A 21,564-nucleotide genomic window follows, 5' to 3' on the forward strand; every position below is an offset into this window, starting at 1 on the left:
TGCGGGTGCGGGGGCCCGCCGGGCCGGGCGGCGTACCGCCTGTTCAGGCCCCTGGCGCGGCCCTCGGCCTCCCGCCGTGCGCTCCCGCCGCGCTGTGCTTAGCGTGGCTCCATGAGTGCGGGCAGCGGGGGCGGCGATGCCGCGGCGGCCGGCTGGTGCCGCCGCGCGACGGGATCGTCCGAACCGGCCGACTGCTTCTTCCAGGAGCTGGGCCGGGAGTTCCGGATGGGCAGTTTCGACTGGGACCTGGTCACCGGCCGCCTGGAGATGGACGACACCGCGCTCGCCGTCTTCGACATGGCCCCCGGCGAGTACGACGGCGTTCCCGCATCGCTCGGCGCCCGGGTCCTCGCCGACGAGGCCCGCCGTCTCGACGCCCTGGTCGCCCAGGCCCTCAAGGAGGGCAACGACCGCTACGGAGCCTATTTCCGGCTCCGCGACCGGTCCGGCACCCAGCGCTGGACCCACACCCAGGGCCTGGTCCGCCGGGACGCGACCGGCCGGCCGGTCCGGATCCTCGGCGTCGTCCGCGACGCCTCCGAGGAACTCTCGGAGTCCGCCACCCGGCTCGGCCTCGACGAGGGCCGCCGCGATCGCACCAGTGTCGTCGAGGCCACCACCGCCGCCCTCGCCCACGCCCGGACCATCCAGGACATCACCGACATGCTCGGCGACGCCCAGGGCCTGGAGTACTTCGGTGCCGCCAGCCTCGTCATGGGCCTGATGGAGGGCGGCCGCATCCACCTGGTGGCCGAGGGGCCCACCGGGACCTTCGTCCCCGGCACCCGCTACACCCGGGTGGACGAGCCGTACCCGATGGGCGAGGTCATCCGTACTCTGCGCCCCCGTTTCATCGACACCGCCGAGGAGTTCGCCGCCGAGTATCCGGTTCTGTGGCCGCACGTCTCCGACCTCGGCATCTCCTCCGCCGCCTATCTCCCGCTGATCGCCCAGGCCCGCCCCATCGGCGCCCTCGGCCTGCTCTACCGCGACCGGACCGGCTTCAGCGCCGACGAGCGCAATCTGCTCGTCGCCCTGGGCAGCTCCATCGCCCAGAGCCTCCAGCGGGCCATGCTCTACGAGCAGGAGCACGACCTGGCCGAGGGGCTCCAGCAGGCGATGCTGCCCCGCCGTATCCCCGAGATTCCCGGCGCGCAGATAGCGGTCCGCTACCGCGCGGCCCGGCTCGGCCGGGACATCGGCGGCGACTGGTACGACGTCGTCCAACTGCCCGGCGACCGGGTCGGCGCGGTCATCGGCGACGTACAGGGGCACGACACCCAGGCCGCGGCCGTCATGGGGCAGCTGCGGATCGTGCTGCGCGCGTACGCCGCCGAGGGCCACACCCCCGCCACGGTGATGGCCCGTGCCTCCGTCTTCCTCCACGAACTCGACACCGACCGCTTCGCCACCTGTACGTACGCCGAGGCCGACCCCGCCACCGGGCTCGTGCAGATCGTCCGCGCGGGGCATGTCGACCCGCTTGTCCAGGACCCGACCGGCACACCGCGTCGGCTGCCCGTCGAAGGCGGTCTGCCGCTCGGCCTGTCCGCCGAGTTCGACCACCTCGACTACCCCGTCACCACCGTCGAACTCGACCCCGGCGAGACGCTGCTGCTCTACACCGACGGACTCGTCGAGAAACCGGGATCCGACCTCGACGAAGGACTCCAATGGCTGTCCTCCCTGGTCAAGCGGGGTCCCCGGGAGCTCGACGAACTCGCCGACCAGCTCTGTGAAGTCGTCGACGAACGCGGCGGCGACGACGATGTGGCGATCCTCCTGCTGCGCCGCGACATCAGCCGCGAGTCCGGCTCCGCGGGCCGGCTCCAGCAGCACGTCGGGCAGGACGACCCGGAGGCGCTGCGCTCCTCGCGGCACATGATCCGCGCGGCCGTGCGGGCCTGGGGCGCCGAGGGCCGCTCGGACGAGATCGAGCTGGTCGCCGACGAGCTGGTGACGAACGCCCTCATGCACACCGACGGCGGGGCCATCGTGACCCTCCGGATGCTGCCCGGTTCCGAACGGCGGCTGCGCGTCGAGGTCGAGGACAGCTCCAGCGTGCTGCCGCGCCGGCGCGAGGCCGGTGATTCGGGGGTCTCGGGCCGGGGCCTGCTGCTCGTGGAGCAGATCTCCGACCAGTGGGGAGTGGAGCCGCGCGGCAACGGAAAGAGCGTGTGGTGCGAGTTCGCCACCCGGGTGGAGGGCGGGGCGGCCGGGGAGTCGGCCGCATCGGCGGAGGCCGCCGAGGCCACGATGGCCGCGTTCCTCGACCCGGCCGATCTCGACGACCTCGCGGAGACGGCGGGTGCGGCCGGTACGGCCCGACCGGCCAAGGGCGGTGAGGGCGACGAGGGCGACGAGAGCGCGGAGGAGGGCGAGGGCGGGCAGGCCGCCCGGGCCGCCGACCCCGGTCGGCGCCCCGAGGACTGAGCGGGCTCCACCGCCCGGCAGGCGTGGCAGGGCCCGTTGCGGCAGGGTGGGGACATGCCCGAACTGCCCGAGGTCGAAGCCCTGCGCGAGTTCCTCGACGGCCGGCTCGTGGGCAAGGAGATCGCCCGCGTGCTGCCCGTCGCGATCAGTGTGCTCAAGACGTACGACCCGCCCCCGGACATCCTGGACGGCGCGTGCGTCACCGCCGTCGCCCGGCACGGCAAGTTCCTGGACCTCGGCACCGACGGCGCGGCGGGCCCGCTGCACCTGGTCACCCATCTCGCCCGGGCGGGCTGGCTCCAGTGGAAGGACGTATTGCCCTCCGGTCCGCCCCGGCCGGGCAAGGGGCCGCTCGCCCTGCGGGTCGCGCTCACCGGCGGCGACGGCTTCGACCTCACCGAGGCGGGCACCACCAAACGCCTCGCGGTGTACGTGGTGCGCGACCCCGCCGACGTACCCGGCATCGCCCGGCTCGGCCCCGATCCGCTCGCCGAGGACTTCGATCTCGCCGCCTTCACCGCCCTGCTCGCCGGCGAACGGCGCCGGATCAAGGGCGCCCTGCGCGACCAGAGCCTGATCGCCGGCATCGGCAACGCCTACAGCGACGAGATCCTGCACGCGGCCAGGATGTCCCCGTACAAACCGGCCGGCGGCCTCACGGCGGAGGAGACCGAGGTCCTGTACACCGCGATGCGCACCACTCTCACCGACGCCGTCGCCCGCTCGCACGGTCTCGCCGCCGGCCGGCTCAAGGCCGAGAAGAAGAGCGGCCTGCGCGTGCACGGCCGCACCGGCGAGCCCTGCCCGGTCTGCGGCGACACCATCCGCGAGGTGTCCTTCAGCGACTCCTCGCTCCAGTACTGCCCCACCTGCCAGACCGGCGGCCGCCTGCTCGCCGACCGCCGGATGTCCCGGCTCCTGAAGTAGCCCCGTTCCACCGCCCCTTCGCCCTGCCGTCCCTTCGCCTCGTCACCCCTTCGCCCCGTCCGCCGCCGTCGTGGCGGCATAGAATCCCGCGCATGCTGCGCGTACTGGCCGTCGACGACGAGGCGCCGGCCCTCGGGGAACTCCTGTATCTGCTGCGGGCCGACCCGCGCGTGCGCTCCGCCGAGGGCGCGAGCGACGCCGCCGAGGCGCTGCGCCGGATCGGCCGGGCGGTGGACGCCGGGCCGGCGAGTGGGCCGGACGGTCGGTCGGACGGTGGGTCGGACGGCGGACCGGATGGTGACGAGACGGACGCCGTGGATGTCGTGTTTCTCGATATCCACATGCCCGGTCTCGGCGGACTCGACCTGGCCCGGCTGCTCGGCGGCTCCGCCCGGCCCCCGCTGATCGTGTTCGTCACCGCCCATGAAGGCTTCGCCGTCCAGGCTTTCGACCTGGAGGCGGTCGACTACGTCCTCAAGCCGGTACGGCGCGAACGCCTGGCCGAGGCCGTCCGCCGGGTCCACGACCTCGTCCAGGCCGCGGGCCGGGCCGCCGCGCCCACCGTGCCCACAGCGGCTGCCGGGGCCGAGCGGCCGGACCGGACCCCGGAGCAGATCCCCGTCGAACTCGGCGGTGTCACCCGCTTCGTGCCCGTCGACGACATCGCGTACGTGGAGGCCCAGGGCGACTACGCGCGGCTCCACACCGACCAGGGCAGCCACCTCGTCCGTATCCCGCTGTCCACTCTGGAAGAGCGCTGGGCGGCCCGGGGGTTCGTACGGATCCACCGCAGCCACCTCGTCGCCCTCGGCCGGATCGACGAACTCCGGGTAGACAGCGGCGCGACCTCCGTCCGGGTCGGCGCCGCCGAACTCGCCGTCTCCCGCCGCCACGCCCGCGAACTGCGGGAGCTGCTGATGCGCCGCCCCGCAGGCTGACGTTGGCGTGCCGGCCCGGGTTGCTCCCGGCGGCCCGTCACCTGTCCCACCAAGTCCCGTCAGTCCCCTCCTCATCGCCATGCCTACCGCCCCGACCTGCCGCTGCGTAGACTCCACGGGCCCACCCGACCGTGAGGGAGCGGACGCCGATGTCCGAGCACCACGTCCCGCGCCGGCCCCGCCGCGAGACCGTCACCTACGCCTCGGCCGTCGGCGCCGGACCCGTGCAGCCCCAGCCCCGGCCCCGCCCCCGGCCGCAGCACCCGCCCGCCCGTTCCGAGATCAGCGAGCAGACCACCCTCGGTCACACCTATGTGCGCTCCCTGATGCGCAGCCAGCTGCGCGCCGCCCTCACCGGTCTTGGCGCGCTCGCGCTGCTCGTCGGCTCCCTGCCGCTGCTGCTGGCCCTGCCCGTGCCCGAGGCCGCCGTGTGGCTGACCCTCGGCGTCGGCGTCCATCCGGTGGTGTGGGCCATCGCCCGCTGGTACGTCCGCCGCGCAGAGCGCAACGAACGCGACTTCACCGGACTCGTCGAGCGGTGACCGCCCGCGCATGAACCACAGCTACGCGGTCGCCGCCGTCGTCGGCGTCGTCCTCGCCACCGTCCTCATCGGCGCGCTTGGCCTGCGCATCTCCCGTACCACCTCCGACTTCTACGTGGCCTCCCGCACGGTCGGCCCGCGACTCAACGCCGCCGCCATCAGCGGCGAATACCTGTCCGCGGCCTCCTTCCTCGGCATCGCCGGGCTCGTTCTCGTCCAGGGCCCGAGCATGCTCTGGTATCCAGTTGGCTACACCGCCGGATATCTGGTGCTCCTCCTGCTGGTCGCGGCACCGCTGCGCCGCTCCGGCGCGTACACGCTCTCCGACTTCGCCGAGGCCCGGCTCGAATCCTCGCTGGTCCGCCGCGTCGCCAGCCTCTTCGTCGTCGGCATCGGCTGGCTGTATCTACTGCCCCAGCTCCAGGGCGCGGGGCTCACCCTGGAAATCCTCACCGGTGCGCCCGACTGGGTCGGCGGTCTCGTCGTCGCGCTGGTCGTCACCGGGATCGTGGCCGCCGGCGGGATGCGCAGCATCACCTTCGTGCAGACGTTCCAGTACGGGCTGAAGCTGGCCGCGCTGCTCGTTCCGGCGTTCTTCCTGCTCGCCGCCTGGTTCGGCGACGGCACCCCGCAGGCCCGGTTCGACGCCCCCGCCGTGCTGCGCGACCACACCTCCGTGAAGGTCGCCGAGACCGTTCGCGTCCGGGTCGACACGCCCGTCACGCTCGCCGTCACCGGAATCGTCGACGGGGAGACGTACGACGGGCGGACCCTCACCCTCGGCCGGGGCGGCCACCGAGTGGAGCGCGGCACCGAACTCGCCTTTCCGGCCGGGGCCCTGGTACCCGAGCGGGTGCCGGACGGGGACGGTCGCGGCGGCAGTGGCCGCGGTAGTGGCAGCGGCGGCGGGTCCGGCGGAGCCGGTGCGACCGGCGGGGACGAGCTGCCGCTCGACCCGCTCGACCTGTCCGGGGCGTTCACCGAAAGCGGCGCGGGGCACCGGCTGTACGCCACGTACGGCCTGATCCTCGCCACCTTCCTCGGCGCCATGGGACTGCCGCATGTCGCCGTCCGCTTCTACACCAGCCCGAACGGCCGGGCCGCCCGCCGTACCACCCTCGTCGTCCTCGGGCTCGTCGGCGTCTTCTACCTGCTGCCGCCGCTCTACGGAGCGCTCGGCCGGATCTACGCCCCCGAACTCGCCCTGACCGGCGCCTTTGACGCCGCCGTCCTGGTTCTGCCGCGACGGATGCTCGGCGGGGTCCTCGGCGATCTGCTCGGCGCGCTTCTCGCGGGCGGCGCCTGCGCGGCCTTCCTGTCGACGGCCTCCGGGCTGACGATGTCGGTGGCCGGGGTGCTCACCCAGGACGTGCTGCCCACGCGCGGGGTCCGGCACTTCCGGCTGGCCACCTTGCTGGCCACCGCCGTTCCGCTGGGCGCCGGTCTCGGCGCCTCGCACGTTCCGGTCGCCGACGCGGTCGGCCTCGCCTTCGCCGTCTCCGCCTCCTCCTTCTGTCCGCTGCTCGTGCTCGGCATCTGGTGGCGCCGGCTCACCCCGCCGGGTGCCGTCGCGGGGCTGCTGCTCGGCGGGGGCTGCGCGCTCGCGGCGGTGATGGCGACCCGCGCCGGGCTGGCGCCCGGCGGCTGGCCGCACACCCTGATGGCCTGGCCGGCCGTGTGGTCGGTGCCGCTCGGATTCCTCAGCATGATCCTGGTGTCGCTGGCCACTCCGGGCCGGGTCCCGGCGGGCACCTCCCGCATCCTGGCCCGGCTGCATCTGCCGGAGGAAGTGGAGGGCCGGCCCGAACCACACCCGCGCGCGCACTCCGGGCGCGAGCGGGGCGCTCGTGACGCGCGTCCACTGACCCGGGCCGCCGGACGTGAGTCCGGGATCAGCAAGTCCCGGATCCTCAAGTCCCGGATTCGCACGGCCCGTTCCGGCGGGGTGCTTCCCGAAGGGGTTCCTTCCCAAGAGGCGCATTGCGAAGAGGTCCATTCCGAAGGGAGCGGGCGGTGAACGGCATCGCCCTGGCCGCCGCCGGCGCGGTCGGCGCCGTGCTGCTGGCCGCCGGGTTCGTCCTCGGCCGGGTCACCCTCCGCCGGGGCCCCCGGGCCGCCGAACTCGACCTCGGTACCCCCGTCGAGCGCGCCACCTTCCACACCCTGCACACCGCCTCACTCGCCGCGCCCCCGTTGCGTGCCGGGCTCACCGAGGAGACCGCGGGTCGCGCGGCGGGCCCGCTGCGCTCGCTGCTCGGCACCGAGGCCCTGTGCCTGACCGACCGCGACGGTGCCGTGCTGGCCTGGGACGGGCCCGGCGGCGGACACCACCGCGGCGCGGTGACGGAACTGGTCGCCGGGACCCTCGCCTCGGGCCGCGGCCGGTCCGCCCACGCCGGCTGCCGTGACGTCGACTGCCCGCTGCGCTGGGCCGTGGTGGCCCCGCTCACCGGCGAGGACGGGGTGCTCGGCGCGCTCGTCGCGTACGGGTCGAGGGAGTCGGCGGTCCTGGTGCGGGCCGCGACGGAACTGGCCCGCTGGGTCTCCGTCCAGCTCGAACTGGCCGAGCTGGACCGCTCCCGCACCCGGATCGTCGAGGCCGAGATCAGGGCCCTGCGCGCGCAGATATCCCCGCACTTCATCTTCAACTCCCTCGCCGCCATCGCCTCGTTCGTCCGGACGGACCCCGAGCAGGCCCGGGAACTCCTCCTGGAGTTCGCCGATTTCACCCGCTACTCCTTCCGGCGGCACGGCGAGTTCGCCCAGCTCGCCGACGAACTGCGGGCCATCGAGCAGTACTTGGAGCTGGCCGGGGCGCGGTTCGGAGACCGGCTCAAGGTCACGCTCCAGATCGCCCCCGAGGTGCTGCCGGTCGCGCTGCCCTTCCTCTGTCTGCAACCGCTGGTGGAGAACGCGGTCAAGCACGGTCTGGAGGACTCCGCCGAGGGCTGCCGGGTGACGATCGCGGCGCGCGACGCGGGCGCGGAGGCGGTGGTCGTCGTCGAGGACGACGGGATCGGCATGGACCCGGAGGTGCTGCGCGCGATCCTGCGCGGCGACCGCCCGGCCGGCTCCGGCATAGGTCTCGGCAATGTGGACGAGCGGCTGCGGCAGGTGTACGGGCCGGAGTACGGCCTGGTCATCGAGACCGGGATCGGGGCGGGGATGAAGGTGACCGTACGGATTCCCAAGTACCGCCCGGGCGTGCACCCGACGGCATGACCCGCCGGGGGGGGCCTCTATGTCCTTCGTCAAGGCGCCCCTGTCGGGTTTGGTGTGGTTCGGGGTGCTGGGGTTATGCGGCGAGCTCGACGTCCTTCGGTGTCCGGGATTCGTAGAAGGTGCCGTCGCGGAGCATGGCGAACAGGACGCTGATGCGTTGGCGGGCGAGGCGGAGGAGTGCTTGGGTGTGGGTTTTGCCGCGGGCTCGTTGCTTGTCGTAGTAGGCGCGGGAGGCTGTGTCGGCGTTCATGCAGGCGAAGGCGGACAGGAACATCGCCCGTTTGAGCTGGCGGTTTCCGCCTCTGGGGGCGTGTTCGCCGTGGATCGAGGTGCCCGATTGTTTCGTGGCGGGGGCGAGGCCGGCGTGGGAGGCGAGGTGGGCGGCGGTGGGGAAGCTGGTGCCGTCGCCGACGGTGACCAGCAGGACGGCGGCGGTCCTGACGCCGACGCCGGGCATCGACGTCAGGACCGGGGAAAGAGGGTGGGCCTCCAGAAGCGTGTTGATCTGGGCTTCCATCGCCCGTCGCTGGGTGTGGACGGCGGCCAGGGATGCGGCCAGGGAAGGGATGACGATGTCGAGGGTGGCGGTGCCCGGGACGGTGACGGTCTGCTCGTCGAGCGCGTCGAAGACGTCGTCGATCAGCCGCTGGGCCATGCGTGGGGCTTTCGGGCGGATCAGCTCGACGAGTCTGCGGCGGCCGGCTTTGCGCAGGGCGGCCGGGGAGCCGTATCGCTCGAGGAGCCAGGTGATGGCCTGGTGGTCCAGGCGGGGTCCGAGGACGCGTTCGAGGGAGGGGTGGAACTGGGTGAGCAGGCCGCGTATGCGGTTGGAGGTGCGGGTGGCCTCGGCGGCGAGGTCCTGGTCGAAGCCGGTCAGGACGGTGAGTTCGGCGGTGATCTCGTCGGTGAGTTCCAGCGTGCGCAGGGTGTGGGGCATGGTGCGGGCGGCGTCCGCGATCACCGCGGCGTCCTTGGCGTCGGTTTTCGCCTCGCCGGGGTAGAGGTCGGCGATCCGCCGCATTGCCAGGCCGGGCAGGTAGGCGACCTTGCAGCCCGCGTCGCGGGCGACGGTCAGTGGCAGGGCGCCGATCGAGGCGGGTTGGTCCACGATGACCAGGACGGTTCCGAACTTCGCGGCAAGTTTGTCGAAGACGGCCCGCAGCTTCGGCTCGCTGTTGGGCAGCGGCTTGTCGAAGACCTTCTTGCCTGCCGGAGTCAGCCCGTGGCCGTGATGAGCAGACTTGCCGACGTCCAGGCCGAGGAACACGCCCACGTCTTCGATCTCGAACATCGTGCCCTTTCCAGATGTTGACGGTGCCGGCCTCGGCTCGGGTGTCGTGCTCGCGCATCCACGTTATGCAGACCTGCCGCCCGCGAACCGCCCGGCGTTGCGCCGGACCGGACGGTGGCCGGACCTCTGATCAGCGTCTCCGACGAACACCCCCGAGCCCGGTGAACACCACCCCCCAGGTCATCTCGGACAGGGGGACCAAGTCATGCCGGGCCCAGAGGCCAGCGGCCCCGTTGCGGAGCCGTGGAGAACATAACGGGGGACCAGGCCGCGCGCCGTCACGGCAGATGGAGCGCCGAGCGGGCGAGACCCAGGCCCGGAACTCCGGCGAGCCGGGCGGGTCCGGGCGAGGGCGCGGACGGGCGCGGTCGGGCGAGGACGCGCGGGTCAGCCGAGCAGGGCGTACACCGCTGTCGCGTGGGCGGCGATCTCGTCCGTCGCCTCGGCGCACAGCGTGATGTCGGCGAAGGCCATCCGCTTGCCGGTCTTGGTCAGCCGGGCCCGTACGAGCACATCCGCGCCGGTCACCGGCCGCTGGAAGGTGATCGACTGCTGGACGGTGGTCATCGGGACGAAGCCGCCTCGGGCGGCCGACACGGCGATCACCGTCGCCGTGTCGGCGGCGGCCATCAGCGCCTGACCGCTGAGTCCGCCGCCCTCCCGGGCGAGCCGCTTTGACCAGGGGAGCCGCAGGACCGCCCCCTGGCCGTCGGCGTCGAGCGAGTCGACACTCAGGCCCAGTTCGAGCACCCAGGGGGCGAAGTTGTCGGCGAGGATCTTGTCGGCGGCGGCAGTCGTCAGTGTCACGCCCGTCATTGTGCGGTGACGGGTGCCGCGCGGGCAACGGTCTTGTGGTGCCGGGGCCGGTAACCGGGCAGGCGGTGGCCGAGCTGGCGCAGCGCGTAGTGCGAGCGGGACTTGACGGTGCCCGCCGGGATGCCGAGGTCGTCGGCGGCCTCACGGACGGTCAGACCGTCGAAGTAGAGCCGCACGAGGACCGCGCGGTGCTCGGGGCTGAGGCCGCGTACCGCCGCTCGAACGTCCAGGGCGGCGTCGTGTGTCTCGGTGCAGCCGGCCGGGTCGGCGGTGACGGAGAGGACGGCGTCGCCGATCTCGGTGGGGCGGGACAGCCGGGACCGGCGGGCGTCGATGGCGAGCCGCCGGGCGACCGTGAACAGCCAGGGCCGCATCGACGCGTACGAGCTGTCGAAGGCCTCCGGGTGCAGCCAGGCCCGGAGCAGGGTCTCCTGTACCAGGTCCTCGGCCCGCTGCCGGTCGCCGTGGGCCAGTTTGAGCAGGAAGGCCAGCAGGGCCGGGCCGTGCTCGTGCTGGAGCGCGGCCAGCGCGCGTTCGTCGGTCGTGGGTCTCGCCGCGCGGGAAGCCTCGGCCGGGGAAGCCGTGGCCGGGGTGGTCGTCACTGTCGCCGTCGTCATGCGCGGTATGGCAACGCATTCGTGTGGCGAGGGACAGAGCGCGGACCGTGATCTGCGACGAACGGTCGCACGGAGCGGTGAATGGCATGCCGGGGGAGGGTCGGGAGCCCCGTTGCGTCCGTTCCAGCGGGGTTTGCGGTGCTTAGCGGCATTGATTCTTGACTGAGGGTTTGCGTCAGGGTGAATTCGGCTGACCAGATGTTCATCCTATGAATCGGTGGAGCCCGGCAGATGACCCCTCGCACCCGCCTCGGCGCGGCCACCCTCGCCGCCGCGCTGCTCGCCACGGCCACCGCCTGCGCCGGTGCCGGCCGGGCCCCCGACCGCGCGGTCCCGCCCGCCGCGCAGAGCCGTACTCCGCAGGGCGCCACCCCACCCGGAGGAAAGGCCGCACCGGCCCCCTTCACCCTTGTGGCCTCGGGCGACGTCCTCCCGCACGACTCGATCATCCGGCAGGCCGCCGTCGACGCGGGCGGCTCCGGCTACGACTTCGCACCCATGCTCGCCGCGGTGAAACCCGTCGTCTCGGGCGCCGATCTGGCGATCTGCCACATGGAGACGGCGTACGGCGAGGAGGGCGGCCCGTACAGCGGATACCCCGATTTCACGTCACCGCCCGAGGTCGCGGCGGCCCTCAAGGAGACCGGATACGACTCCTGTTCCACCGCCTCCAACCACACCCTCGACGACGGTGCCGACGGACTGCGCCGCACCCTCGACGCTCTCGACAAGGCGGGGGTACGGCACGCCGGTTCCGCCCGCAGTGCCGCCGAGGCCGCCCGGCCCACCCTGCTGAAGGCGGGCCACGCGACCGTCGCCCAGCTGGCGTACACCTACGACACCAACGGCCACCCGCTGCCCGAAGGGCAGCCCTGGGCCGTCAGCACCATCGACGAGCGGCGGATCGTCAAGGACGCCCGCGCCGCCCGCCGGGCCGGGGCCGACGTCGTCGTGGTCTCGATCCACTGGGGGACCGAATGGGAGACCGAGCCGGACGAGCAACAGCTCTCCCTCGGCCGCGCCCTGACCGCCTCGCGCACCGGCGACCGCCCCGACATCGATCTGATCATCGGCACCCACGCGCATGTGCCGCAGGCGTACGAGAAGGTCAACGGCACCTGGATCGTCTACGGGATGGGCGACCAGATCGCCGGCGAGATGATCAACTACTCCGGCGACCTGGACCGGCGTGGCAACGAGGGCACCCTGGCCCGCTTCACCTTCACCCCGCCGGCCGCGCCCGGCCGCCGCTGGGAGGTGACCAGGGCGGAGTTCGTGCCGCAGTACTTCGACACCTCCCGGGGCCGGGTCGTCGACCTCGGGGCCGCGGTGAAGGGGGGCGAGGAGCAGTACGCCGGGATCCGCGACACCATCCGCGACGTCGTTTTGGATCGGGGCGCCGGCCGCGCCGGCCTGGTGATGGCGCCGTAGCGGACCTGGTCCGTTGATTTTGCGCGTCGGCCCGTCCGCCCCTGTGCCGAGGACGTACGGGCGGCGCGGCGTGCTTCGGCCGCGCCCGCCCCACCCTTCCCCGGTCCGGTTCGCCGGCTCACCCGTCTAGGGAACGACTGTCACCGGCCAGCGGCCGCACTTGACCAGGCGTACCGCCACCGAGCCCACGAGACGGTGGCCGGCCGACTCGGAAGCGCCCACGACCACCGCGTCCGCGGTCAGTTCGTCGGCGGCCGTGACCAGACCCGCGTACGCGTCCCCGCGCAGGGTGTGGAACTCCCAGCGCACCCGCCAGGTCGCGCGTACCCGGTCGGCGGCCTCCTTGATCTCGGCCGCCAGGCTGTCGGCGATCTCGTCCGTGGGCTCGGCGACCGGGGCCCCGAGCGCCGCTCCGGGCGACAGGACGGGCTGGACGTACACCAGGGCGAGACGCGCGTTCTGACGGCGGGCCAGCCCGGCCGCGTACGCCGCCGCGCGCAGTGAGGACGCGGAACCGTCCACTCCGGCGACGATCACCTTCGGGCCGTCCGTACCTCGTTCGAATCCACTCACGCGCTGAGATTATCGGCTCATCAGGTGTTTTCGGGCAGCAGGCCTGGTGTGGCTGCGCGCGCGAGGCTATCCACCGTTCGCACTATTGGTCATGAAAACCGATGAGAAGTCTCCAGGGCGCCGATCGCTGCTGCGTCTGGCGGCCGCTCTGGGGGCCACCGCCACCGTCGGCGTCTTCGCCGCGAACCGTCTGGCAGACTCGGGCGCCGGGTCCGGGGCGGGCGCCGGAGAGGGGGCCACCCTGGCCCCGGCCGGCTCGCATCCCGCGGCCGGGGCGACCGGCGCGGCCGGCCCGGAGGCGCGCGCCCAGGCACGGGCGGCCCGCAAGCCCACCGCGTATCGTCTCCAGCCGATGACCGACTACGCGCCGCCCGCCTTCCGGCGGGCCAACCCGCCCGCACGGACCCGGCCCTTCCTCCGGCTCGGCGGGGTCGGCAAGTCGATGGTGCTCACCTTCGACGACGGACCCGACCCCCGCTACACCCCGGAGATCCTCGCCACCCTGCGGCGCTACGACTGCCGCGCGATGTTCTTCGTCTGCGGCGAGATGGCGATCGACAACCAGGACCTGCTCAAGCAGATGGCGGCGGATGGTCATGTGGTCGGCAATCACACCTGGACCCACCCCGAGCTGCCCAAGAAGCGGCCGTCCGTCATCCGTCAGGAGATCGGCTCGACGAGCGACATCATCGAACGGGCCCTCGGCGCCCCGCCGTCGTGGTTTCGCGCGCCGTACGGCGCCTGGAACAGGATCGTCTTCGAGACCGGCGCCGAACTGGGCATGGAGCCGCTCGCCTGGACGGTCGACACCAGCGACTGGGAGGAGCCGCCCACCGACACGATCGTCCGGCGGGTCCTGGACGGGGCCGCGTCCGGGGTCGTCGTGCTCAACCACGACGCGGGCGGCAACCGTTCGCACAGCGTGGCCGCGATCAAGCAGTACCTGCCCCGGCTCCTCGACGCGGGGTACACCCTCACGGTCCCGCGCCGCTGAGTGCTTCCCTGGCGGCCGCACCTGTGGTCCCGGCACACCACACGGGGTGCCGGGACCGGTTCGTACATGCCCGGCGACCATCTGACAGACGTGGTGGCCGCCGGAGAGTTCTGGTGACCACCGGCCAGGCCTGCCGGTCATCCGCCGGACCCGGCGACCGGACATGCCTGACGGCCATGTGATGAGGCCCGGCCGCCACCAGGCCCATCCGCTACCGGGTGTCCACCAGACGGGCGTACACGACGACATTGCCGTCGTAGCCCTGTGCCCGCGTGTATCCGCCGCCGCAGGTGATCACGCGCAGTTCGGGCTCGCCGGTGTCCGCGTACACCCGCAGCCCGGGGAAGTCGTTCTTCGCGTACACCTCCACCCCGTAGACCTCGAACACGGCCACGCGGCCGTCGTACCGCTCGACTTCGACGCGCCGGCCCTTCTCCAGGGAGCCGAGCCCGTAGAAGACGGCCGGGCCCGCCAGGTTGTCGACATGGCCGACGACGATGGAGGTGCCGCGCTGGCCCGGCGCGATGCCGTTCTGGTACCAGCCGGCCAGGTTGGCGTCCTGGGGCGGCGGCGCGGCGATCCAGCCGTCCGGGTCCAGACCGACGTCCATGATGGGCGCCGCGACCTGGAGGTCGGGGATCCGGATCCGTGACGCGGGGGCGTAGGGCAGTGGCTGCACCCCGGTCGGCTCGGGCGCCCGCGTCACCGGCCGGGCCGCCGGGCGCGCGGCGGTGGCGGGCTGGGGCGGACCGGACTCGAAGCCGACGCCGTTGCGCATGATCGCGAGCCCCGAGAGCATGACGAGAGTCAGCGCACCCCAGGGCCGGCGCCTCCTGGCGGCATCGAAGAGGCTGAAGTCCGTGCGGCTCATGGTTCTCCCTTGACGGCGTCAGGGGAACGGTAAGGGCGGGCCCGCGGACCGGCGATCCGGGCGCGGACGAACGGGTGGCCGGGCTCCGCCGGGCGTGGTAGCGAGCCGTCGGGCGAGAGGCCCGCCGCCGCGTGAAGCCGTACGGCGATGGCGGTACCGGCGTTCCCGGGGCGGGCGCGGCTCATGCGAACGAGTGATGACGCGTTCGAGTGTTCGTCGGATCGTCATCCCGGACCCGTGACCTGCGATTCCATCGGCCCCGGCCCCCCGTTCGGCCGCGGCCCGGGCTCACCGGGGCGGCCCAGTTCCGAAGTGCGCCGGACATCGCCACTTGTGAGGGTTCGACATGGAGGGCGTACTCGTCGACACTCCCGGGGCACCGCTTCGGGGCGCCTTCCACGGGAGGTTCCACCATGCGTGCTGCACGCACTGCGGCGGTGACGGCGACCGCGTTCGCGGCCCTCGGGCTCGCGGCTCCCCTCGCCACCGCCACCAACGGACCGAGGGAGGTCACGGTCAACCCGTTCGACGTCCACGCGGGTTCGACGATCACCATCACGGCCAAGGGGTGCGGCCACGGCGGCACCGTCACGTCCAACGCGTTTCCCGAGACCAACCTGTCGGTGAACCACAACGGCCTGTCCAGCGCCATCGCCCGCGTCTACAACAACGCGACGCCCGGCAGCTACCACCTGGCCGTCCGGTGCCACGACAATCGCGAGACCATCTCCCACCCCTTCCGGGTGCTGCCGGGCCGGGGCGCCGAAGGCGGCCTCGGCGGCGCGTTCACCCCGAGCGACACGGAGATGGCGGTGGGCGGCGGTCTCGTCGCCGTCGCCGCGGTGGGCGGCGGACTCTTCGTTCTCCGCCGCCGCCGTACGGGCGGTGCGGAGGTCTGACCCGCCCGAGCGGCGCCCTCGCCGGCCGGAACCTCCCGGCGGGCGTCCGCGGCACCCCTCGCCCGTCGCACCCCGAGCCGGATCCCGGGCCCGGGGCGCGCCGGGCGACACGGCCGTCGCGCGGAGTGCGGAGTCGCGGGAGCCGGGGGAGCGCGGGGGAGCGCGGGGAGGGGAGGACGAGACAGGGGATCGCCGTGTGCCGTCAGTGCCGTCAGTGCCGTCAGCGCCTGCGGCCGTCGGCCGTCCTGCGGCGGATCGCGTACGCGAGACCGCCCGCGGCGACGAGCACCATGGCCCCGCCGACCGCCGTCATACCGGGCCCGGTCGCCTCGACCGAGCCGCCGAGGCCGCCCCGTACCCCGCGCGGCGGGATGAGCACCGTCGAACGGGCCGTCGGGACCGCGGCGGACACCCCGGCGATGGTCAGAGCGACATTGCCCTGGCCGCCCCCGGTGCAGTTGAAGGACACCGTGTAGACCGCGCCCGGCCGGGCGTCGGCGTCCACCGTGGCGGTGGACGACGAGCCGGGAGCGATGGTGACGGTGTCGAAGATGCCGGACGCGGCCGTCGCCGTGCTCCGGCAGCCCGGCGCGCCGAGAGTGATCCGGCCGCCCGGCGCGACGGTGCCCGGGGTGATCACGAAGTCGGCCGTGCCGCCGCCCGGCGCGGGCGGCTGCGGCGAGGGCGCACCGCCGGCGACGGCACCGGGGGCGGCGGCCAGGACGAGGGCGGCCGCCCCCAGGAGCGCGGTGGACGCGGCACGTATCGCGCGCATGGTGGATCCTCCGGTCCCCGAGGAGCAGCCGCGGAAGCGGTTTCCGCGAAGGGGGTGAGATGCACCTCGATGCCCGAAACGCTAGGAGCGCCCTATCACAGCCGCGATCCCAGACGTGCGAACGGGGCATCGAAGTCCCCCGCTCGGCCCAGAAGGTGTCGCACCGGCGTCCCTCCCGTTCGCCGCGCCCATCCGCCCTCTCCCTCGGCCTCCCCTTCACGGCCGCCGCGTCCCGTGAGCCCCGGCCGGCGGTGCGCCACGCCTGCCGGCCGGGACGCTTGGGACAGTACGCCTCGGGTCAGCCGGTGAGGTGCGGGAACAGATCGGTGAAGGGCCCGGCGGTGGCCGCCATGCCCCGCCCGAACGGCGCGTCGAAGTCCCAGATCAGGAAGAGGAGGAACGCGATCAGCGCGCTGAACAGCCCCGCGAGCAGCAACTCCTTCCCGGTGCGCCGGATCTGGAGGGTGAAGATCAGGCCGACCGTCACCAGGGCGCCGATGATGAGACCGAACCACACCACGCCGGGCATCGTCTCGCCGGCGTTCTGCCCGCGCGCGCCGCGCGCGTCGTCGACGACGGTCACCTGGTCGACCAGCGGCTGGTACGCCTCGCCCTCGAAGTCGTTGGCCGGTTGGTAGTCGCTCACACTGCGCCGGACCTTTTCGAGCAGCTGGGTGCCCCGGGGGTCGAGGGAGCTGTGCTCGGCCATGTACGGGAACTCGTGGGAGACGACGAACGAGGCGTACGCGTCGACGTCGCCCCGGATCCGCTCGCGCACCGCCACCGGGTAGACCTGGACCCGCTCCTTGATCTCGTGGAGGGCCTGCGCCTCCTGGCGCACGGTCTCCTGGGCGGCGCTGCGCGCCTCCCAGACGCCGGCGATGGCGAGTCCGAGGACGATGGCGTACACCACGCCGATCATCATCGTCATGTATTCGATGACGTCCGGGGTCTCACTCGGATCGTCGTCGACCGGGATGCGGCGGTGGTTGATGACCATGATGGTGAGGACGACAGCGCACGCGGCGGCCATCGCAAGGGTGAGAACAAGCCATTCGGACAAGGGTTTCCTCTCGTGGCCCGGCGGGGCGGGCGGATCGGGGGACGTCGGGGTGGGCGGCCGGCGGAGCGGCCGTCAGCGGGAGGAGCGGGGGCGCAGGATCGCGGTCGCGAGCACCGCGGGCGCGGTGATCAGGAGCGTCGTGGTGACCACGTTCGGGGAGCTCTTCGGCTTGGCCCGGGCGGTCCGCCGGTAGTGCGGCAGTGCGACCGCGGCGGGGACGTGCGGACGCGGGCGCGCGCTCGGTGACGGTGGTGCGGGTGGTGCGGGAGGAGGGGGTGGGGGCAACGCCTCCCGGGTGGCCGGAGCCGGGGCCGGCTTGGGCGGCGGCGGTGTGGTCCGAACGGGTGGCGGAGGCGGCGAGGGCGACAAGGGCGGTGAGGGGGAGGGAGTCGGTTCCGGGGAGGGTGGCGGGGGCGGCGTGGAGGGTTCCGGCGTGGGGGCCGGATGCGGCGGGTGGTGAGGATGATGGTGGTGATGGTGGGGGAAGCAAGGGCCCGGCCTGGCGAAGGAGAGGGCGAGGGCCGATCCGTCCGGCGCCGTGGTGGCGTACGCGCACGCGTCGGCCGCCGCGGGTGCGGGGGAGGACAGCAGCCACACCAGCGCACCGGCCGCGAGGCTGTGGGCGATCCGCGGTCCATAGCGGGAGAAGCCGTACTGAGACAAGAGGGGCACGCGGAGCAGGATGATCGTATGGAACGCTTCCAGGGGGCCAAACGGGCCAAGATTCGCTGGATAGGCGGATCTCTCGTCATACAGGTTTACAAACCGCGCCGAGGTGGAGAACTGGCCGGATACCGTTCGCTCTTGGCGCGGACCCCACCGTCGCCGGCGCTCCGGACCGCGAGAGGCGTCCCCGCCCCGCCCCCTTCGGCCACATGCACAGGAAGATGCACGGTCCTCAGGGGTGAACTCTTCCGTAAAAGCGCACGTGCCAATGGCGTGTGACCAAGAACGGATCGTTAATTTCCGTTTCTGCTCGCTCTCTCGGCGGGTGATCAGTAGCCTCAGCTCGAACGCAGGCTGCGAACACCGGGCCGGATCCCCGTAAACCCCACGGCGACTTGTTGGAGACTTTGATGGAGCGTCCCGCCTGGGCCCCGCCCGGCATCGATATCTCGGTGCCGAGTGTGTCCCGTATGTACGACTTCTATCTCGGCGGCTCGCACAACTTCGAAGTGGACCGTGAAGCCGCCCGCAAGGCCATGGAATTCCTGCCGGGCCTGCCGAAGATCATGCAGGCGAACCGGGCCTTCATGCGCCGCGCCGTGCGGCACGCGATCGACCGGGGCGTCACGCAGTTCCTGGACATCGGCTCCGGGATACCCACCTTCGGCAACGTCCACGAGGTCGCGCAGGCCGCCAGCGACGAGGCGCGGGTCGTCTACGTCGACCACGACCCGGTCGCCGTCGCCCACAGCCGCGCGGTGCTCGACGGCGACGACCGCGCCTCCGTGGTCGCCGCCGACCTGCGCAAGCCCCGCGAGATCCTGGAGAGTCCCGAGGTGACGGGACTTCTGGACCTGGACCGCCCGGTGGCCCTCCTCCTCGTCGCCGTCCTGCACTTCCTGGAAGACGGCGACGAGCCCGCCGCGGCCGTCGCCGAACTCCTCGACGCCCTCGCCCCGGGCAGCATGCTCGTCCTCACCCACGCCTCCTACGAGGGCATCCCGGTCCCGCAGGAACGCGCGGGCGGCGCCGTCGGCGTCTACCGCGACATCCGCAACCCGCTGGTGATGCGGTCGAGGGCGGAGATCGCCCGCTTCTTCGACGGCACCGAACTGGCCGAGCCGGGCCTGGTGCCGATGCCGCTGTGGCGTTCGGACAACCCGGACGAGGAGGAGGACCCGTTCGCCTTCTCCGGCTACGCGGGGGTAGGGCGCAAGCCGTGAAGGTGCCCACCCAGCCCACCGGATCCGGCGCCGGAGCCGACGGGCCCGAGGACAGACTCAGAAGGTTCGTGACCATCTGGAGTCGCACCGTGTTCCCGGTGACCGCGACCTCGATGACGCGGCAGGAGTTCGAGCGGCATCTGCTGCCCCCGGCCAGGGAACTCCGCGCCGCCCTGCATGCCCGGCCCTTCGACACGGCCCCCGCGCACCGCGTCGGCCAGGCGCTGGTCGCGGCCCACTGCACCGACCCGGACGCGCTGGCCCGCAGCCTCGGCGTGGTCGACGCGTACCTCGTGCTCTACTGCGCTCCCGTCGCGGCCCCGGCCGCCGTCGAGCCGGACGCCTTCTCCGCCGAGGAACTGCGCTCCCGCTGCTCCCGGCTCCAGCACGCCATGGCCGCCGGGTTCGCCCAGGCACTGCGTGAACGGACCCTCGCCGAACAGGAGTCCATCGCGCACTCGGCGCTCGCCGCGCAGAGCGCCGCGGAGAAGGCCCTGCACGCCACCGAGAGCCGGTTCCGCGCGGTCTTCGACGGCGCCGCGATCGGCATCGGCATCGCCGACCTCGACGGCACCGTCCTGGAGGTCAACGAGACCCTCACCCGGATGTTCGGCGGCCTGGAACACACCGTCCTGAGCCACAACATCGCCGAGTGGAGCCACCCCGAGGACGGCCCGCACGTCTGGCGGCTGTACGAGGAGCTGGTGCGTGGCGAGCGCGACCACTACCGGGTCGAGAAGCCGTACTACCGCGCCGACGGCACCGTCCTGTGGACCAACCTCACCGTCTCGCTGCTGCGGGACGCGGCCGGTGCCCCCCAGTACCAGCTCGCGCTGCTGGAGGACACCACCGAACGACGGCTGCTCAATCTGCGGCTGCGGTACGAGGCCACCCACGACGCCCTCACCGGGCTGCCGAACCGGACGCTGTTCTTCGAACGCCTGGAGAAGGCCCTCGGCCCGGGCGAGACCAGCCGTTTCGGGCTCTGCTACCTCGATCTCGACGGCTTCAAGGTCGTCAACGACAGCCTCGGCCACTCCACCGGCGACCGCCTCCTCGTCGAGGTCGCCGACCGGCTGCAGAGCTGTGTCGCCTCCCCGGGCGAGATGGTCGCCCGGCTCGGCGGCGACGAGTTCGTGGCGCTGACCACCGGGACCGGCACCGAGCGGAAGGTCGCCGAACTCGCCGACCGGATGCTGGGCGTGCTGTCCGCCCCCATCAGCGTCGACGGCCGCGAGCTGACCGTGCGCGGCAGCGTCGGCATCGTCGAGGGTCCGGCCGGCGAGCGGACCCCGGCCGAGGTGCTGCGCAGCGCCGACATCACGATGTACCGGGCCAAGTCCGCGGGCGGCAACCGCTTCGAGTACGCCGACGACGAGGCCGACGCACGGGCCATCACCCGGCACGGGCTCACCACCGCGCTGCCCGCCGCGCTGGAACGCGGCGAGTTCTTCATCGAGTACCAGCCGCTCGTCCGCCTCGGTGACGGCGGTGTGCACGGCGCCGAGGCGCTCGTACGGTGGTGCCACCCGCAGCACGGGGTGCTCGGCCCCGACCGGTTCATCCCGCTGGCCGAGAACACCGGCCTCATCGTGCCGCTGGGCCGCTGGGTGCTCCAGGAGTCCGTCCGGCAGGCCCGGTTCTGGCAGGACGAGGCGCCCGGCGGCCACAAGGCCACCGGCCCGCTGCGGATCAACGTCAACCTCTCGCCCACCCAGCTGCACCACCCGAACCTGGTCGCCGAGACCGTCGACGTGCTGGAGCGCTCCGGCCTGGAGCCGGGCGCGCTGTGCCTGGAGGTCACCGAGTCGGCCCTGATCGGCGCCGACGACGACCTGCTCAAGCCGCTGCGCCAGTTCGCCGAGATGGGGGTCGACATCGCCCTCGACGATTTCGGCACCGGGTACTCCAACCTGGCCAATCTGCGCAGGCTCCCGGTGAGCGTCCTCAAGCTCGACCGGTCGTTCACTCAAGGGATGCAGCAGAACCCGGTCGACCCGGTCGACATCAAGATCGTCGAGGGGATCGTGCAGTTGGCCCACAGCCTGGAACTGGCGGTCACGGTCGAGGGCGTGGAGACCAGCGCCCAGGCCGAGCGACTGCGCGCGCTCGGCTGCGACACGGCCCAGGGCTGGTACTACGCCCGCCCGGGCGCACCGGACCGGATCCACTCCCTGGTGATGGCGGACGCGATCTGAGCGGTGGACGGACGGCCGCCGTCCGGTCTGGATCGGATCGGGCGGCTGCCGTCCGCACCGGGCCGGGCGGCGGTGGCCGGTCCGG

At 72.9% G+C, this 21,564-nt stretch carries 18 protein-coding genes; 11 read left to right on the forward strand and 7 right to left on the reverse strand.

All coding sequences use genetic code 11. From position 1 onward, the window contains the following. The first annotated feature begins 225 nt into the window (after positions 1 to 225). From ACGFRB_RS26050 to ACGFRB_RS26075, 6 genes are all read left to right on the forward strand, one after another. Positions 226 to 2,433 (forward strand): SpoIIE family protein phosphatase, encoded by a 2,208-nt coding sequence (locus tag ACGFRB_RS26050; RefSeq protein WP_393246569.1) that lies wholly within the window; start codon positions 226 to 228, stop codon positions 2,431 to 2,433. A gap of 54 nt (positions 2,434 to 2,487) precedes the next feature. Beyond that, positions 2,488 to 3,360, forward strand: coding sequence for an Fpg/Nei family DNA glycosylase (locus tag ACGFRB_RS26055; protein ID WP_393246444.1), 873 nt, complete (start codon positions 2,488 to 2,490; stop codon positions 3,358 to 3,360). A gap of 92 nt (positions 3,361 to 3,452) precedes the next feature. Further along, the gene (locus ACGFRB_RS26060; RefSeq protein WP_393246445.1) at positions 3,453 to 4,298 is read left to right on the forward strand and encodes a LytR/AlgR family response regulator transcription factor; all 846 of its coding nucleotides are present in this window, start codon (positions 3,453 to 3,455) and stop codon (positions 4,296 to 4,298) included. A 149-nt stretch (positions 4,299 to 4,447) separates the two neighbouring features. Next, on the forward strand, positions 4,448 to 4,840 hold the full coding sequence (locus ACGFRB_RS26065) for a hypothetical protein (protein ID WP_363010220.1): 393 nt from the start codon (positions 4,448 to 4,450) through the stop codon (positions 4,838 to 4,840). Between the two features lie 10 nt (positions 4,841 to 4,850). After that, positions 4,851 to 6,857, forward strand: a complete 2,007-nt coding sequence (locus ACGFRB_RS26070; protein ID WP_393246447.1) for a cation acetate symporter — start codon at positions 4,851 to 4,853, stop codon at positions 6,855 to 6,857. After that, a complete protein-coding gene (locus ACGFRB_RS26075; RefSeq protein WP_393246449.1) occupies positions 6,854 to 8,062 on the forward strand; it encodes a histidine kinase in 1,209 nt (402 codons plus the stop codon). Before ACGFRB_RS26070 ends, ACGFRB_RS26075 begins: the two co-directional genes overlap by 4 nt. Positions 8,063 to 8,135: 73 nt before the next feature. Here the strand turns inward: ACGFRB_RS26075 and ACGFRB_RS26080 are convergent, their stop codons facing one another. The 3 genes from ACGFRB_RS26080 to ACGFRB_RS26090 all read right to left on the reverse strand — a co-directional run bounded on the left by ACGFRB_RS26080 (position 8,136) and on the right by ACGFRB_RS26090 (position 10,786). After that, positions 8,136 to 9,353, reverse strand: a complete 1,218-nt coding sequence (locus tag ACGFRB_RS26080; protein ID WP_393246451.1) for an IS110 family transposase — start codon at positions 9,351 to 9,353, stop codon at positions 8,136 to 8,138. Between the two features lie 387 nt (positions 9,354 to 9,740). Then, positions 9,741 to 10,160 (reverse strand): PaaI family thioesterase, encoded by a 420-nt coding sequence (locus tag ACGFRB_RS26085; protein ID WP_361222930.1) that lies wholly within the window; start codon positions 10,158 to 10,160, stop codon positions 9,741 to 9,743. 5 nt (positions 10,161 to 10,165) lie between these two features. Further along, positions 10,166 to 10,786, reverse strand: coding sequence for a sigma-70 family RNA polymerase sigma factor (locus ACGFRB_RS26090; RefSeq protein ID WP_393246453.1), 621 nt, complete (start codon positions 10,784 to 10,786; stop codon positions 10,166 to 10,168). 231 nt (positions 10,787 to 11,017) lie between these two features. On the opposite strand from ACGFRB_RS26090, the gene ACGFRB_RS26095 reads away from it, so the two are divergent. Continuing rightward, positions 11,018 to 12,217, forward strand: coding sequence for a CapA family protein (locus ACGFRB_RS26095; protein WP_393246455.1), 1,200 nt, complete (start codon positions 11,018 to 11,020; stop codon positions 12,215 to 12,217). 126 nt (positions 12,218 to 12,343) lie between these two features. Here the strand turns inward: ACGFRB_RS26095 and ACGFRB_RS26100 are convergent, their stop codons facing one another. Next, the gene (locus ACGFRB_RS26100; protein WP_363010231.1) at positions 12,344 to 12,790 is read right to left on the reverse strand and encodes a universal stress protein; all 447 of its coding nucleotides are present in this window, start codon (positions 12,788 to 12,790) and stop codon (positions 12,344 to 12,346) included. Positions 12,791 to 12,881: 91 nt separating this feature from the next. Between ACGFRB_RS26100 and ACGFRB_RS26105 the strand changes: the two genes are divergently transcribed. Beyond that, complete coding sequence (locus ACGFRB_RS26105; RefSeq protein WP_361222940.1) at positions 12,882 to 13,784, forward strand: polysaccharide deacetylase family protein; 903 nt, start codon at positions 12,882 to 12,884, stop codon at positions 13,782 to 13,784. Between the two features lie 211 nt (positions 13,785 to 13,995). On the opposite strand, the gene ACGFRB_RS26110 is transcribed toward ACGFRB_RS26105, so the two are convergent. Continuing rightward, on the reverse strand, positions 13,996 to 14,655 hold the full coding sequence (locus ACGFRB_RS26110) for a class F sortase (RefSeq protein WP_363010235.1): 660 nt from the start codon (positions 14,653 to 14,655) through the stop codon (positions 13,996 to 13,998). A gap of 413 nt (positions 14,656 to 15,068) precedes the next feature. Here ACGFRB_RS26110 and ACGFRB_RS26115 point away from each other — a divergent pair, with 413 nt between their 5' ends. Then, positions 15,069 to 15,554, forward strand: a complete 486-nt coding sequence (locus tag ACGFRB_RS26115; protein ID WP_393246457.1) for a hypothetical protein — start codon at positions 15,069 to 15,071, stop codon at positions 15,552 to 15,554. A 220-nt stretch (positions 15,555 to 15,774) separates the two neighbouring features. Here ACGFRB_RS26115 and ACGFRB_RS26120 read toward each other — a convergent pair whose 3' ends face one another. Then, complete coding sequence (locus ACGFRB_RS26120; protein WP_363010239.1) at positions 15,775 to 16,329, reverse strand: hypothetical protein; 555 nt, start codon at positions 16,327 to 16,329, stop codon at positions 15,775 to 15,777. A 298-nt stretch (positions 16,330 to 16,627) separates the two neighbouring features. Then, a complete protein-coding gene (locus ACGFRB_RS26125; RefSeq protein ID WP_393246459.1) occupies positions 16,628 to 17,392 on the reverse strand; it encodes a hypothetical protein in 765 nt (254 codons plus the stop codon). Between the two features lie 1,076 nt (positions 17,393 to 18,468). Between ACGFRB_RS26125 and ACGFRB_RS26130 the strand changes: the two genes are divergently transcribed. After that, positions 18,469 to 19,281: an SAM-dependent methyltransferase gene (locus ACGFRB_RS26130; protein ID WP_393246461.1), complete on the forward strand. Its 813-nt coding sequence runs from the start codon at positions 18,469 to 18,471 to the stop codon at positions 19,279 to 19,281. Further along, positions 19,278 to 21,479 (forward strand): putative bifunctional diguanylate cyclase/phosphodiesterase, encoded by a 2,202-nt coding sequence (locus ACGFRB_RS26135; RefSeq protein WP_393246463.1) that lies wholly within the window; start codon positions 19,278 to 19,280, stop codon positions 21,477 to 21,479. The genes ACGFRB_RS26130 and ACGFRB_RS26135 overlap by 4 nt, the downstream gene beginning before the upstream one ends. Positions 21,480 to 21,564 lie beyond the last annotated feature (85 nt).

The sequence above is a fragment of the Streptomyces sp. NPDC048718 genome (assembly GCF_043198875.1).
GTDB lineage: Bacteria > Actinomycetota > Actinomycetes > Streptomycetales > Streptomycetaceae > Streptomyces.